Below are 14031 nucleotides of genomic sequence, written 5' to 3' on the forward strand. Positions count from 1 at the left end.
GCAGCGTTCCCCAAGTATCGCCGGCAAGCTACCCGCAATCCATGCCTGACCGGCTGTTTTCGCGCGGCCCGCTGAGTGGCCGCACGCTGACGGTGGCATCATCCGCCGACATCGTCCTGCATCCCGGCGAGGTCATCCTGACCTTCGATGATGGTCCGCGCGCTGGTCGCACCGACGCAATTCTTGACATTCTCGACCGCTATGACTTCAAGGCCAGCTTCCTGATGCTGGGCCGCGCCGCCGATGCACATCCCGAACTGGTGCGGGCAGTTGCGGCGCATGGCCATACTATCGGCAGCCATAGCTACGATCATGCCGATCTGTCGAAGCTGACCAGCCAGGCAGCGCTTGATGACGTCGTCCGGGGCGAACGAGCGATATCGCGGGCGCTAGCGGGCAGTGGCGCGACTTTATCGCCGTTTTTCCGATTTCCGTACTTGGCGCAGACCGGGTTCCTGCGCACTAATATGGCGCAGAACGACATGGTGATGCTCGACGTTAATATCGACAGCAAGGACTATTACTCCGAGACGCCCGACCAGGTCATTGCCCGCACCCTGCAGCGGCTGGAGGTGCGCGGCAGCGGCATCATCCTGTTCCATGACATCCACGCGCGCACCGTCGCCCTCTTGCCGGATTTCCTGACGCAATTGGGTGAGCGGGGCTACTCGGTGGTCCGGCTCGTGCCGCGCGATCCAGGCGTCTTCGGCCGCGACGTCATCACCGCCGAGGCGCCGGTTCCGGCGTGCTGCGACTGAATCGGAATTTCGAGACCGCCGGTGAGACATTTGAGTTTTGCTGACTCAAGCGAATGCAAGTCTGGTTTCCCGATACGAGTCGGGTTGCAGTCACGGCTGTGGTCCTTGGTGCTAAGTACTTTTTCTGTCTGACAACGAAACTGGCACTTCACCTTTCCAGGGGTCTGGCTGAGCCCTACTATAGTTGGCATCAACAAATATAACTTGTCCGGGATAGCCAATTCCCACATCGCCCCGGCCGTTGGCGCGACAATCCGGCCATTCCGCAATCAGCTCCATGTCGGTCGTTTGCACCGACCTCCTAGCGCCCTAAAAGCGGACATCATCAGAACTGGCCTCTGTCGCAAGGCTAGAGGCTGCAGTGCCAAAATCACACCTCAAAACCTCTCACGGCCACACCGTTGCGAAATTAGAACTTGCCAAAACCATCTTAGTTGATAACGTTTCAACTTACTTGATGAAACGGCGAAACAGCCGCGTCAGGAGGAGGAGAAATCATGTTCAACCGCACTATGCGGCGCCGTACCGTCTTGGCCGGCGCCATGTTCGCAGCCCTCGCCAGTGCCAGTCCTATGGTTCTGGCGCAGGGTTTGAGTGGCGAACTCGTTATCCTGCAGTGGCAGACCGGTACCGATGGCCAGATGTGGAAAGAGGTCGAAGCCAAGTTCACGGAACTCAACCCGGGCGTGACCATCCGCGAGTTCCCGCCGGCAGGAACTCAAGGCGATGCCCGCGGCGGTATCCGCACTGCAGTTCTAGGCGGCGAGGTCGTCGATATCATCATCAACACCTGGCCGGCGTTCCGCGCCGAACTGGTCAATTCGGGCATCCTGCGTCCGGTCGATGATCAGTGGAAGAGCTTCGGCTGGGACAGCAAGCTGAGCCAGGCCTGGCGTGATCTGGGCAGTATCGATGGCACCACCTATGGCGTGACCTACACCTATGGCGACCGTTCGGCCATCTGGTACAAGACATCCCAGCTCGAAAAGGCCGGTATCACCCCGCCCGCCACTTGGGACGAATTCCTCGCCAGTTTCGACAAACTCAAGGCCGCCGGCTATCCCGCTCCGGTGGTGATTCCGGCCAAGTACTGGGCGCATACCGAGTGGTTCGAGACGCTGCTGTTGCGCACGGCAGGCGTCGACTTCGCCGCCGAGCTGGCCGCTCACAAGGTTCCCTGGACTGACCCCAAGGTCAAGGTGGCGCTGATGAAGTACGCTGAAATGCTGAAGGCAGGGTGCTGTGCCGAGCCGGCCACGATGCTCGCCATCGAACAGCCTTATCCCACGCTCTATACGTCAGAGGACTCGAGCTATCTGCTGTTCGGCATGTGGACCAATTCGGCGCTTAAGAACGATCTCGGGCTCAAGGAAGGGGTCGATTACTCGATCTTCCAGTTCCCCAGCCTGGGCGCGGGCTTTGACGACACGGCAAGCGTCGACGCCAAGGAGCTGAACCTCACCACCAATGGCGCCAATCCGGCGGCAGCCGATGCCTTCGCCGACTTCATCATCGGGGCGGACGCGGCCAACATCATGGCCAAGTATGGCTATGCCTCGCCAAGCACGGCGGCGGATAATTCGCTGCTGGGTTCGGTGCAGCAGATCGCGACCGCTGCCGTGGCCAAGGCCAAGGTGCAGTTCGTGCTGGGCGATCTTTTGCCTGGCGATCTGGTCGACGAATATCGGGTACAGTTGCAGAAGTTCCTGCAGGACCCGAGTGAGGCCACTGTCGACACGGTTCTCGCCGCGATCGAGGCCAAGGCGGCGACGGCTTACTGATGGCCAATTCTGTCGCAGAACAGGCGGCAGGCCCAGGGGAGGTTTCCTCCTCCAAGGGTGGCGCGCGGCTTCGGCTGCCCGTCACCCGCGGCTGGCGCCTCACGGACGCGCCGGCGGCCTGGTTGCTCATCACCCCCGTTATCGTGCTGTTCGGGATTTCGGTCGTCTATCCGTTGTTCGACACGATCCGGATTTCATTTTTCGATATCAAGGGCCTGGCCCCAGCCAAGTGGGTGGGACTGGGCAATTACGTCACGCTGTTTGGCGATGCGACCTTTCGCAATACGCTGCTGACCACGCTGATCTTTACGGTGGGCACCACCGTGATCTCGGTGAGCCTGGGCTGGGCACTCGCCATGCTCTGCGCTTTTGCGCCGGCGCAGACCACGCCGTTCCGCGGCATGATGTTCGTGACCTTCGGCATATCCGAAGCAGTCTCGGGCTACATGTGGCTCAATATCCTGCGGCCCGACAAGGCTGGCCTGCTCAATGCGGTCATCGGTATCTTCGTGCCCGGCTATGCTCATTCCTGGCTCGGCGACCCCAATACCGCGCTCTGGGCGCTGATCTTCGTCGCCTCCTGGAGCGGCGTCGGCCTGCCATTGATGCTGTGCTTTGCGGCCGTGCAGTCCATTCCCCGGACCGTGCTTGAAGCCGCCTATATGGATGGCGCCAAGCCGTTTTCGATCATGCGGCACATCATGATGCCGCTGTCGCTGCCGGGCGTGCGCGTCGCGGTCTTCATCAACCTGCTGGGCGCCTTGCGCGCCTTCGACATCATCTATGTGATGACCGGCGGCGGACCCGTACGCGCCACCGAAACGGTGGGCTATTTCATGTACCGGGAGTCCATGACCCAGTTCAAACTCGGCTATGGCGCGGCCGCCACCGTGGTGCTGCTGGTGGCAGTCCTCGTCATCTCCATACCCGCCATTATCCAGCGTACGGCAGGTGCCAAATGATCGGGCGCATTCCCTGGTGGACGGTCGTCGTCGTGGGCGTCATCGCCACGATTTGGGTCATCCCGGTGCTGGGCATCGTGATTACCTCCATCCGCCCACCCAGCGAAGTGGCGCTCGGATGGTGGCGGATCGACAATGTGAGCTTCACGCTGAGCGCGTGGATTCGCGTCTGGTCGGAATATCCGCTGGCGCAGGCGTTCTGGTTCACCGGCATGCTGGCGGCAATAGCGACGCTGGGCACCATGTTGTTTGCGCCCGTCGCGGCCTATGCGTTCCACTTCCTCAAGTTCCGGTTCCGCCGGGTCCTGCTGATCATCATCATCAACGCCTTCGTGCTGCCGCAGCAGGTCGTGGTGATCCCGCTGTTCATCCTGTGGCGCGATCTCAAGCTCATCGACAACATCGCGGCGGTGCTCATTCCGTACATTGGCCTCAGCTTTGCGTGGTCGATCTTCCTTGTGAAGAACTTCCTCGAGGACTTTCCCAAGGAGCTGATCGAGGCGGCAAAAATCGATGGTTGCGGGCCGATTTCCACCCTGCGCCATGTCGTGCTGCCCAATGCCACGAGCCCGATCTACGCGGTGGGCGTACTGCAGTTCCTGTGGACCTGGAACGCCCTGCTGCTGCCCATGCTCTACCTGCGCAGCATGCAGCCGCTGCCGGTGCTGCTGACCAAGGTGGCGGGCACTTATGAGAGCAACTGGGACCTGCGCTCGGTTGCGGCCATCGTCACCACTATCGTGCCGCTCATCGTCTTCGTCGTCTTTCAACGTCAATTTGCTGCCGGGTCACAGACCCGCACAGGGGCCAAAGAGTGACTAAAATCCGTACCAACAAACCGATGCGTTACCGCCAGATCCATCTCGACTTCCATACCTCGGAACATATTCCCGCGATTGGTGCCGATTTCGATGCCACCGACTTCGTCGCGACCTTCAAGAAGGCGCATGTGGATTCGGTGACCATTTTCGCCAAATGCCATCATGGCTGGGCGTATTACCCCACCGAAGTGGGCGCGCCGCATCCCAATCTGGCGCGACCGGACCTGTTGGGTGAGATGGTCGATGCGCTCAACGCGGCCGATATCGAATGCCCGATCTACATCACCGTGCAGTGGGACGAGCGCAATGCGCGCCTGCATCCCGAATGGCGCGCCCGCTCGGCTACGGACAACCGGTTCGATCCCAGCCAGCTCAAGGCGGGGTGGCATACGCTGTGCCTCAACCACAAAGCCTATCGGGACGAGTTGCTCGCCATGGCGCGCGAAGTCGCCAGCCGCTACGCCACGCCGGGCATTTTCTTCGATATCGTTTTGACGCCAGACTGCGTCTGTCAGGAATGCCTCGGCACCATGGCGGCGCAGGGGCTGGACCCCGAGAATGCAGCCGATCGGCTGACCAAGGACGAATGGGTCAACGAGGTGTTCCGCACCGAAATGAGCGCGGCGCTGAACGCTGAGTTCCCGGGCCTCCGCATCTTCTACAATTGCGGCCATATCCATAAGCAAGGCCCCGAGCGCTTCGCGCCCTATAGCCATCTCGAACTCGAAAGCCTGCCAACCGGCGGCTGGGGCTATAACCACTTCCCGGCCAGCGCGCGTTATGCCGCCACCCTTGGCCTCGACTTTGTCGCTCATACCGGCAAATTCCACACCTCTTGGGGTGAGTTCGGCGGCTTCAAGCATCCCGACGCGCTCGAATTCGAAGCCGCGCAAATGGTGGCTTTGGGCTCGAGATGCCTCGTGGGCGATCAATTGCATCCCAATGGGGCGATCAATCCGGACACGTACGCCTCCATCGGCCCGGCCTATGCAAGGGTGGAAAAGCTCGAACCCTATCTTGAAGGGGCGAGGCAAGTTTCCGAGGTCGCGATTCTGTCGGCGGAATATTTCCACCATGCTGGCGACCGCAACAATAATGCCGACGACGGCGCGGCGCAGATGCTGCAGGAACTGCAGCAGCCGTTCGACGTGATCGATCCAAGCGCCGATTTCTCGCGCTATCGCGTCATCATCCTGCCCGACGAAGTGCCGGTCGAGGATGACCTGGCGCAGCGGTTCAAAGATTACCTCGCAGGGGGCGGCAAGCTCCTGATGAGCGGCATATCGGCTTTGCAGGACGATGGACACTTCGCTGTTCCGTCGGGTATCCGCAATACCGGGCAGGTCGAATTCGAGCCGTCCTACCTGCGGGCCAGCAGGGATCTGGACCCATCCATGACCCAATCGCCTTTCGTGGTCTACGGGCGGGCGCAGGCCATCGTGGCCGAGGGCGCAACCGTTCTGGCCGAGGTCGTGCCGCCCTATTTCAATCGCACCTACCAGCATTTTTCCTCCCATGCCCACGCCCCCGACGACACCAGTGCAGCGCCGCTCGGCGCCGGGGTGACCATCCATAACGGGGTGGCGTATGTGGCCTATCCGATCTTTTCGATCTACCGGGCCATGGGCCAGCCGCTCTATCGCTACGTGGTGCGTGGCCTGCTCGACAGACTGCTGCCCGATCCGGCCCTCGTCACCGATCTGCCGAGTTCGGGTCGTGCCTCGCTTACCCATCAGGACGAGCGCGGTCGGCATGTGTTGCATCTGCTCTATGGCGCGCCGCAGGTGCGCGGCAATGCGGTGCCCGCCGGCAATGGCACTCGCGTCATGGAGATGATCGAGGATATTCCGGCCATCGGCCCGGTCAGCGCCAGGGTTCGGCTGCCCAATCCGCCCCAGCGCGCCTATGAGGCAATATCGGGCGAGCCGGTCGTCATTACCGATCTGGGGGATGGCCAATATGGCGTTACGCTGGACCGGCTGCGCATTCATGCCGCGGTCGTGTTCGAAGATCGTGCCTAGAACCGGCTTGGCTTGGCCGGTTGCGGTAGCACCGGCAGCAAACGCGGACTATGCAAACAGAAGGCGTCTGGCCGAAAGGGGCCGGGCGCGTTCACGCAGGATTAGCAGACGGATGACCGACCAAACCATCACCAGGCCTCGCCCGGCCACGATCATCGATGTTGCCCGGGAAGCCGGTGTCGCCGTGGGTACGGTGTCGCGTTACATCAACGGCCTACCCATTCGCGTCGGCAATCGCGAGCGCATTGCCCAGGTCATCGAGGAACTGGGCTATCGCCGCAACAGCGCTGCGGCATCGATGAAGACCAATACGACCCACATCGTAGGCATGATGGTTCCCGCCGTCGGCGAGTTTCACGCGGCCCTGCTCGATCAACTGACCCGCCGCATGCGCCAGACTGGGCGCGCAGTGGTCTGTTATTGCCACGATACCGATCCGACCTCATTCATGGACGGGTTGGAATTTTTCGCCAGCCATCGCGTCGATGCGGTGGTGATCGATGGTTATGCAGAGCTTGGGCACCGGCTCGTCCCCTATATCGATGAGGGTATGCTGGTCGTGCTGTACGACAACGACATGCCCGGCCTGTTGGCGGATGGCGTCTTCGTGGCCAACCGGCAGGCCAGCAAGCGGCTGGTTGACCATGTGCTCGAGCTCGGTCACGAGCGAGTCGCAACCATCCACGGCAATCTCCGGGACTCCGTGGGCCGCGATCGTCTTGAAGGCTACCGTGATGCGCTCAAGGCGCATGGAGTGGCTGAAATTCCCGAGCTCTTGGTCGATGGCAACTGGAACGAGCAGGGCGGCTATACCGGCATGGGCGATCTGATGGCGCTGCCCAACCCGCCGACCGCAGTGTTCGGCGCCAATTACAATATGAGCATTGGCGCTTTGCGCTGGCTGCGCGAGCACGACATGTCCATTCCCGAAGACATCTCGCTGGTGAGCTTCGACGACGTCCCGGCCTTCTCGGTGCATCGTCCTGGCATCACGGCCGTTGGCCAGCCGGTCGAGAAGATAGCGGAATCCATCGTCTCGATCCTCGCGGAGCGGCTCAAGGAACAAGGCCCGCTGGGCAAACGCCGCGTGCGTATCGATGCGGATATCACACTAAGAGGCTCGACCCGTCGCTTGCGACGCTAACGAGCCGTGCCGGAGGAGGCGAGAATGGCCAATGTCGTACTGAGCAATGTCAGCAAATCCTATGGCAATCTCGAGGTCATCGAGGGGCTCAATCTTGCCATCAAGGACGGCTCCTTCACCGTGTTCGTGGGTCCCTCGGGCTGCGGCAAGTCGACATTGCTGCGCATGATCGCGGGGCTTGAGCCCATTACCAAGGGCACGCTGGAAATCGACGGCAAGCCGATGAACGAGGCCGATCCGATTGAGCGCGGCGTGGCCATGGTGTTCCAGAACTACGCGCTCTATCCCCATATGTCGGTCGAGCAGAATATCGGTTTTTCGCTGCGCATGGCCGGGCTGAGCAAGGAGGACATTGCCGCCAGGGTCGCGGTCGCGGCGCAGACCTTGCAGATCGAGCCGCTGCTCAAGCGCAAGCCGGGACAACTCTCGGGCGGTCAGCGCCAGCGCGTCGCCATCGGCCGCGCCATCGTGCGCGATCCCGAAGTATTCCTGTTCGACGAACCGCTATCCAATCTCGATGCGGAATTGCGCGTCTCGATGCGGGTGGAAATCGCCAAGCTCCACAATACGCTGGGCTCGACGATGATCTACGTGACCCACGACCAGACCGAGGCGATGACGCTGGCCGACAAGATCGTGGTGATGCGCGCCGGCAAGATCGAACAGGCGGGCACGCCCGAGGAGCTCTACGACAATCCCGACAATCTGTTCGTCGCTGGTTTCATTGGCTCACCGCGCATGAATTTCCTGCGCGGCGCCTTTGGCGGTGGCCGGCTGCGGCTCGAAACCGGGGCCGAATGGGCCGGGGCCGTGCCGGATGGCGCGGTGCTGGTTGGCGTGCGGCCCGAACATTTCGTCGAACCCGGGCACGGCGCCGCCGATGTGTCGGTCAAGGTCGACGTGGTCGAGAACCTTGGCGGCACGCGCTTCGTCTATGGCACGCTCGGCTCGGGGGAAAGCGTCGTCGTCGAGGCGCGCGAGCGCGGCGGCATCAGGGCCGGCGACCAAATTTCCTTCGGCATCAAGCCCGAACGGGCCATGCTGTTTTCACCCTCCGGCACAAGACTTCGGAACCTCTGATGACCCACGAACTCTGGTACAAAAAGCCGGCCACCGAGTGGACGGACGCTCTTCCTGTGGGCAATGGCCGGCTCGGCGCCATGGTGCATGGTGGCGTGGGGCGCGAGGAATTGCAGCTCAATGAATCCACCCTGTGGTCGGGCGGGCCCTACCAGCCCACCAATCCCGAAGCCCTGCCCAATCTGGCGCAGGTGCGCGAGCTGATCCTCGCAGGACGCTTTGAGGAGGCGCATGCGCTGGCCCAGACCCACCTGCTGGCCAAGCCCTACCTGCAGATGAGCTATCAGCCAGCGGGCAATCTGTTCCTCGATTTCAAGCACGAGGCCATTGCCGGCAGCTACCTGCGCAAGCTCGACCTCGCCACGGGCGTTGCGACCACACGCTATGGCCTGCTCGGCAGCGGCTTCGAGCCCAACGCGGCGCAGTTCACCCGGCAAACCTTCGTCTCGGCGGCCGATGACTTGATGGTGTTGAAGGTCTCGTCCTCGCTGCCCGGTACGCTGGCCTTCGAAGCGTGGCTCGATAGCCCGCAAGAGGGCGACATCCTGGCCGGCGACGCGAGCGTTCTATCCTATCGGGGCCACAATTTCGGCAAGCATGGGGTGCCGGGACAACTGAGTTTCGGTATCGACGTGCACCTGCGTGTCGAAGGCGGCAGTGTCGAGCGGCGGGGTCGGCGCCTCGTCGTGCGTGACGCGACTTCGGCCCTTTTTCTCATCGATATGGCCACCAGCTTTACCCGTTTCGACGATGTCTCCGGCGATCCCGAGGCTCGGCTGGCTGCCCGTCGCAGTAAGCTGGACGCGGTGGACTTCGACACTCTGCTGGCCAATCACATTGCGGCGCATCGGGCCCAGTTCGACCGGTTCGAGATCGATCTGGGTGTGGGCCGCGATGACCTGCCCACGGACGAACGGATCGCCAATTTCGCCAAGGGCGACGATCCGGCTTTTGCGGCACTCTACGTTCAATATGGCCGCTATCTGATGATCAGTTCCAGCCGCCCCGGCACCCAACCGGCCACGCTCCAGGGCATCTGGAACAAGGAAACCAGGCCCCCCTGGGGCAGCAAGTACACCGCCAATATCAACCTACAGATGAACTACTGGCTGCCCGATCCCGCCAACCTGCCCGAGATGATGGAGCCGGTTATCGCCCTGGCCGAAGACCTGGCCATCACCGGCGCTGAAATGGCGCGGGCGCATTACGGCGCGAGCGGCTGGGTCATGCACCACAATACCGATATCTGGCGGGCCACCGGCCCGGTGGATGGTGCGGCCTGGGGCGTCTGGCCCACCGGCGGCGCCTGGCTCATGGCGCAGCTCTGGGATCACGCTCGGTTCGACGGGCGACCGGAGGGATTGGTGCGGCGACTCTATGGCCCGCTCAAGGGCGCCGTGCAGTTCGCGCTCGATATCCTCGTGCCACTGCCGGGCACTGACTATCTGGTCACCGTGCCATCCATCTCGCCGGAAAACCGTCATCCATTCGGGTCCTCGCTCTGCGCTGGGCCAACCATGGACAACCAGATCCTGCGCGATCTGTTCGCCGCTTTTGCCGAAGCCGCAGAACAACTGGGCGAGGATGCCGACTTGTCGGATGCGGCCCTTGCGGCACGCCAGCGCCTGCCCGAGCACCGCATCGGCAAAGCCGGCCAGTTGCAGGAGTGGATGGAGGATTGGGACATGGACGTTCCCGAAATCCACCATCGCCACGTCTCGCACCTCTATGGGCTCTATCCGAGCGACCAGATCGACCTCGATACAACCCCCGACCTGGCTGCCGCCGTCCGCAGGTCCCTCGAAATCCGCGGCGACGAAGCCACCGGCTGGGGCATCGGCTGGCGGATCAATCTGTGGGCCCGCCTGCGCGAGGGCGAGCGCGCCCATGCGGTATTGCAATTGCTGCTCAGCCCGTCCCGCAGCTATGCCAACCTCTTCGACGCCCACCCGCCCTTCCAGATCGATGGCAATTTCGGTGGCGCCGCCGGCATTCTCGAAATGCTGGTGCAGTCGACGGAAGATGCTGTCTGGCTTCTGCCGGCTTTGCCAGCGAGCTGGCCAAAGGGCACTTTGCGCGGCGTGCGGGCAAGGGGCGGCGTGGAGCTGGATTTCGGCTGGGACAATGGCGAGGTTCGCTGGGTACGGGTGTGGAGCGCAAAGAACCGCGAAATCACGGTGCACGCCGGCAAAACGATCAGGCTAAGCACACTCGCAAATGAGGTGATGCAGCACGAATTCAGTGCAAGCCAATGGTGATCGCCATCGAGAACTGACCCAAGGTTTTCAGCGGCGTGACCGCGACATAATGCGAACCATGGTCAGCAGGCACTTAGCGCCAAAATGGACCTTCAACCCCAGACCAAGTATCCACCAATCGCATCACCCACCCCGAAAGCTGCCTGTCCTGAGCTTTCCCGCTATCGCCTGACGGCCCGCATGACGCTGGCGGCCAGGCTCGCGACGCAGCCCAGAACCAGCAATACCCCGCCCCAAAGGCCCGGAAAGCCAAGCCACAGCACCGCAGCGGTAACGATGGCGATCAGCACCACCGACCACAGGGCAAGGCTCCCGTCGTCGATGAACATGCCAATGAGTTCGTCGGCGGCAATGCGCAAGAATTTCATTGGGCTGCCTCATCGGTGACGGTAAGCCGCGTGCGACGCGCGGTTTGCAGGATCGCCCAGGACGCGATGGCAAAAACGGCGAAGATGGCGAGCAAAGCGAGATCGGCACCCGGCCATTCGGCGCCAAGCCCTTCGCCAGTCCAGAACACGCCGAAGCTCGTCAGCATCAGGCCGACGACGAATTTGAGGGTGTTTTCGGGCACCTTCGACAGCGGCCGGTGCAGGGCCATGCCCAAGCCCATCACCACGACGACGGCGGCCAGTGCGCCGAGGCCGGCGTAGAGCGTCAGCCCGCGCGTGGTGCCGACCGCGATGACGATGAAGATCACCTCGATGCCTTCGAGCAGCACCGCTTTGAAGGCGGCGAGACCGGCCAGATAGTCGGCGCGGCGGTCGCCCGCCTGTCGGGCCAGCGCGGCGGTTTCGGCGGCGAAGGCCTTATCCTCGTCATGTAGCGCAATGACGCCGGCGGAGCGCAGGATCGCCTTGCGCAGCCAGCGCATGCCGAACAGGATCAGCAACACGCCAACCACAAACTGCACATAGGCAATCGGGATCAGCGCCAGCAGCGGGCCGAACACCAGCACCAGTGCGATGAGCACCAGGAGAGCGAGGCCGGCACCGACGACTGCGGGACGCCAGCCGCGGGTCAGGCTGACGGCCAGCACGATGGTGAACGCCTCCACCACTTCCACGAAGGAAGCGAGGAAGGCCGCGGTCACCGTTGAGAAGACGGTAGCAGTCATGCGGGGTTCCGATCTGTGAACTGATTGGATTGGGTTGTAGCGGCATTTGTCTGGGGGAATTTTACGCGGACGCACAGGCCCGGTCGATTGTCGGCCAGCATGATCGTGGCGCCGTGCAGTTCGGCGATGGCCTTGACCAGACTGAGGCCGAGGCCATGGCCCGGCGTGCTCCGGCTCTTGTCGAGGCGATAGAGGCGCTGGAAGACCTTGTCGCGTTCCGCATCGGGAATGCCCGACCCATTGTCGCGAACGCTGACTTCGAAAACCTGGCCGTTGGTCGCGTCGGCGGACATGGCGATTGTGGTGCCGGGCGGGCAATGGCGGATGGCATTTTCGATCAGGTTGGCGAACAGTTGGGTCAGCAGATCCTTGTCACCATGGATGTCAGGCAATGGCTCAACGGCGATGGTCAGGGTCTGGCCGTTTTCCTCGGCAACGTCGGCATAGGCCTCGAATAGGGTTTGCAGGATCGGAGCCACGGCAAGGTCCTTGAACCGCGCCCGTCTGGCGCCGGACTCGATCTGGGCGATACGCAGCAGGGCTTCGAAGGTCATGTTGATCTGCCGGGTCTCCTCCTGCGCCTGTTGCAGCAGCGTGGCGACGGATTGGCCGGCCTCCTCGCTTTCGATGGCGTTTTGCACGGTGAAGCTGAGGCGGTTGAGCGGTGTCTTGAGATCGTGCGCGATGTCGACGCTGACCTGGCGCATGCCTTCCACGAGGCCCGCCAGCCGCTCCAGCGCGTGATTGATCTGGGTGGACAGATCGTCCAGGTCATCGCGGTTGCGCTGGACCGGAATGCGGGCCGCCAGTTCGCCACGACCGACCAAGGCCATCGTATTGGCGATGCGATCCATCCGGCGCTGGCCGCGCGTGGCGATCAGGATGCCGGCGATGACCACAAGGATGACGAACAGCACACCGGCCATGCCGAGGCTGTTGAGCACAATGCTTCCGACGGCTTCGGTTTCATCGAAGCTGGCGCCGACCACGAGCGTATTGCCCCCGACCGCGCCGGAATAGATGCGGTACATCTCGTCGTCGGCGGTCAGACCCAGTTGGGCGGCAGTGGTGACGGACCAGCCGGTGGCCGTCGGCGCCGTGGTGATATTGCCGCCGAGCACCTCGCTTGCGGGACCGCGCAATAAGAAGACCCGCTCCAGCGCCGGATTGGCGGCCGCGTTGCTACGCACGAGATCGACCAGGTCGGTGAGATCGTTCTCGCCGTAGGACTGGGCAATGATCGAAAAGGTCTGCTCCAGCTGCTGTGTCAGACGGGCGTCGAGCTCCGCCCGGATCAGCCCGAAGGCGATAAATCCCGCCAGGCCCAGGAACGCCAGAAAGGCCATGCTCAGCAGCGCCATCAGCCGGAACGGTGTGCTGCGGTAGAGGGCCTTAAGCATGCAGGCTGTAGCCGGTATTGCGAATGGTATGGAGCAGGGGCCTATCGAACGGCTTGTCGATCTTGGCGCGGAGGCGGCTGATATGGGTCTCGACCACGCTCGTTTGAGGGTCGAAATGAAAATCCCACACCCGCTCCAGCAGCATGGTGCGGGTCAGCACGCGGTTTTCGTTCTGCATCAGATAGGTCAGCAACGAAAATTCGCGCGGCAGCAGGTCGATCGCCACCGAGCCGCGCCGGCAGCTATGACGCACTAGGTCGATTTCGAGATCGCCAACCTGCAGCTTGATCTTCTCGGTCTGGGCCGGTGGCCGGCGCGCCAGGGCGTTCAGGCGCGCCAGCAGTTCGGAAAAGGCGAATGGCTTGACAAGGTAATCGTCGCCGCCCGCTTCGAGGCCATCGACTCGGTCGTCGACGCCGCCGACCGCGGTCAGGAACAGGACCGGCGTGGTATTGCCGGAGGCGCGTAGCGCCTTGACCAGCGACAGGCCATCGAGTCCGGGCAGCATGCGGTCGATCACCATGACGTCGAAGCGCTCGTTCATGGCCTGAACCAGACCATCGCGGCCGTCGCGGATGACGTCGGTGACATGGCCCGCCTCGGTGAGGCCCCGGTTCACATACTCGGCGGTGCGGGCATCGTCTTCGACGAACAGGATACGCATGGGGCAAGTCTCGGTCAGGATGGACGGT

The 14031-nt window shown here is 62.6% G+C and carries 12 protein-coding genes; 8 read left to right on the forward strand and 4 right to left on the reverse strand.

The window, feature by feature from the left end; translation table 11 throughout:
* Positions 1–41: 41 nt before the first annotated feature.
* From JWP26_RS10645 to JWP26_RS10680, 8 genes are all read left to right on the forward strand, one after another.
* Positions 42–758 carry a polysaccharide deacetylase family protein gene (locus JWP26_RS10645; protein ID WP_299726971.1) on the forward strand — a complete coding sequence of 239 codons (717 nt, stop codon included), beginning with the start codon at positions 42–44 and terminating at the stop codon, positions 756–758.
* A gap of 497 nt (positions 759–1255) precedes the next feature.
* Positions 1256–2539 carry an extracellular solute-binding protein gene (locus tag JWP26_RS10650; RefSeq protein WP_299726974.1) on the forward strand — a complete coding sequence of 428 codons (1284 nt, stop codon included), beginning with the start codon at positions 1256–1258 and terminating at the stop codon, positions 2537–2539.
* Positions 2539–3501 carry a carbohydrate ABC transporter permease gene (locus JWP26_RS10655; protein ID WP_299726977.1) on the forward strand — a complete coding sequence of 321 codons (963 nt, stop codon included), beginning with the start codon at positions 2539–2541 and terminating at the stop codon, positions 3499–3501. Before JWP26_RS10650 ends, JWP26_RS10655 begins: the two co-directional genes overlap by 1 nt.
* The gene (locus JWP26_RS10660) at positions 3498–4319 is read left to right on the forward strand and encodes a carbohydrate ABC transporter permease (RefSeq protein WP_299726980.1); all 822 of its coding nucleotides are present in this window, start codon (positions 3498–3500) and stop codon (positions 4317–4319) included. Before JWP26_RS10655 ends, JWP26_RS10660 begins: the two co-directional genes overlap by 4 nt.
* Positions 4316–6343: a beta-galactosidase trimerization domain-containing protein gene (locus JWP26_RS10665; RefSeq protein ID WP_299726983.1), complete on the forward strand. Its 2028-nt coding sequence runs from the start codon at positions 4316–4318 to the stop codon at positions 6341–6343. Before JWP26_RS10660 ends, JWP26_RS10665 begins: the two co-directional genes overlap by 4 nt.
* A gap of 112 nt (positions 6344–6455) precedes the next feature.
* Positions 6456–7487 (forward strand): LacI family DNA-binding transcriptional regulator, encoded by a 1032-nt coding sequence (locus tag JWP26_RS10670; RefSeq protein ID WP_299726986.1) that lies wholly within the window; start codon positions 6456–6458, stop codon positions 7485–7487.
* A 24-nt stretch (positions 7488–7511) separates the two neighbouring features.
* On the forward strand, positions 7512–8567 hold the full coding sequence (locus JWP26_RS10675; RefSeq protein ID WP_299726989.1) for an ABC transporter ATP-binding protein: 1056 nt from the start codon (positions 7512–7514) through the stop codon (positions 8565–8567).
* Complete coding sequence (locus tag JWP26_RS10680) at positions 8567–10825, forward strand: glycoside hydrolase family 95 protein (protein WP_299726992.1); 2259 nt, start codon at positions 8567–8569, stop codon at positions 10823–10825. Before JWP26_RS10675 ends, JWP26_RS10680 begins: the two co-directional genes overlap by 1 nt.
* Before the next feature lie 161 nt (positions 10826–10986).
* On the opposite strand, the gene JWP26_RS10685 is transcribed toward JWP26_RS10680, so the two are convergent.
* The 4 genes from JWP26_RS10685 to JWP26_RS10700 are packed head-to-tail and all read right to left on the reverse strand — an operon-like array spanning position 10987 to position 14003.
* A complete protein-coding gene (locus JWP26_RS10685) occupies positions 10987–11193 on the reverse strand; it encodes a hypothetical protein (RefSeq protein ID WP_299726995.1) in 207 nt (68 codons plus the stop codon).
* On the reverse strand, positions 11190–11939 hold the full coding sequence (locus tag JWP26_RS10690) for a COG4280 domain-containing protein (RefSeq protein WP_299726998.1): 750 nt from the start codon (positions 11937–11939) through the stop codon (positions 11190–11192). The genes JWP26_RS10685 and JWP26_RS10690 overlap by 4 nt, the downstream gene beginning before the upstream one ends.
* Positions 11936–13339, reverse strand: a complete 1404-nt coding sequence (locus tag JWP26_RS10695) for an ATP-binding protein (protein ID WP_299727001.1) — start codon at positions 13337–13339, stop codon at positions 11936–11938. The genes JWP26_RS10690 and JWP26_RS10695 overlap by 4 nt, the downstream gene beginning before the upstream one ends.
* Entirely contained in the window at positions 13332–14003 is a 672-nt protein-coding gene (locus JWP26_RS10700) for a response regulator transcription factor (RefSeq protein ID WP_299727004.1), read from the reverse strand. Before JWP26_RS10700 ends, JWP26_RS10695 begins: the two co-directional genes overlap by 8 nt.
* Positions 14004–14031: the final 28 nt, after the last annotated feature.

It is taken from the genome of Devosia sp. (assembly GCF_028290435.1).
GTDB lineage: Bacteria > Pseudomonadota > Alphaproteobacteria > Rhizobiales > Devosiaceae > Devosia.

Excerpts from the sequence above, each read along its gene's own strand:
- JWP26_RS10655 (WP_299726977.1), top strand. The coding sequence starts at position 2,539 with ATGGCCAATTCTGTCGCAGAACAGGCGGCAGGCCCAGGGGAGGTTTCC.
- JWP26_RS10685 (WP_299726995.1), bottom strand. The coding sequence starts at position 11,193 with ATGAAATTCTTGCGCATTGCCGCCGACGAACTCATTGGCATGTTCATC.
- JWP26_RS10650 (WP_299726974.1), top strand. The coding sequence starts at position 1,256 with ATGTTCAACCGCACTATGCGGCGCCGTACCGTCTTGGCCGGCGCCATG.
- JWP26_RS10695 (WP_299727001.1), bottom strand. The coding sequence starts at position 13,339 with ATGCTTAAGGCCCTCTACCGCAGCACACCGTTCCGGCTGATGGCGCTG.
- JWP26_RS10680 (WP_299726992.1), top strand. The coding sequence starts at position 8,567 with ATGACCCACGAACTCTGGTACAAAAAGCCGGCCACCGAGTGGACGGAC.
- JWP26_RS10670 (WP_299726986.1), top strand. The coding sequence starts at position 6,456 with ATGACCGACCAAACCATCACCAGGCCTCGCCCGGCCACGATCATCGAT.
- JWP26_RS10660 (WP_299726980.1), top strand. The coding sequence starts at position 3,498 with ATGATCGGGCGCATTCCCTGGTGGACGGTCGTCGTCGTGGGCGTCATC.
- JWP26_RS10690 (WP_299726998.1), bottom strand. The coding sequence starts at position 11,939 with ATGACTGCTACCGTCTTCTCAACGGTGACCGCGGCCTTCCTCGCTTCC.
- JWP26_RS10645 (WP_299726971.1), top strand. The coding sequence starts at position 42 with ATGCCTGACCGGCTGTTTTCGCGCGGCCCGCTGAGTGGCCGCACGCTG.
- JWP26_RS10700 (WP_299727004.1), bottom strand. The coding sequence starts at position 14,003 with ATGCGTATCCTGTTCGTCGAAGACGATGCCCGCACCGCCGAGTATGTG.
- JWP26_RS10675 (WP_299726989.1), top strand. The coding sequence starts at position 7,512 with ATGGCCAATGTCGTACTGAGCAATGTCAGCAAATCCTATGGCAATCTC.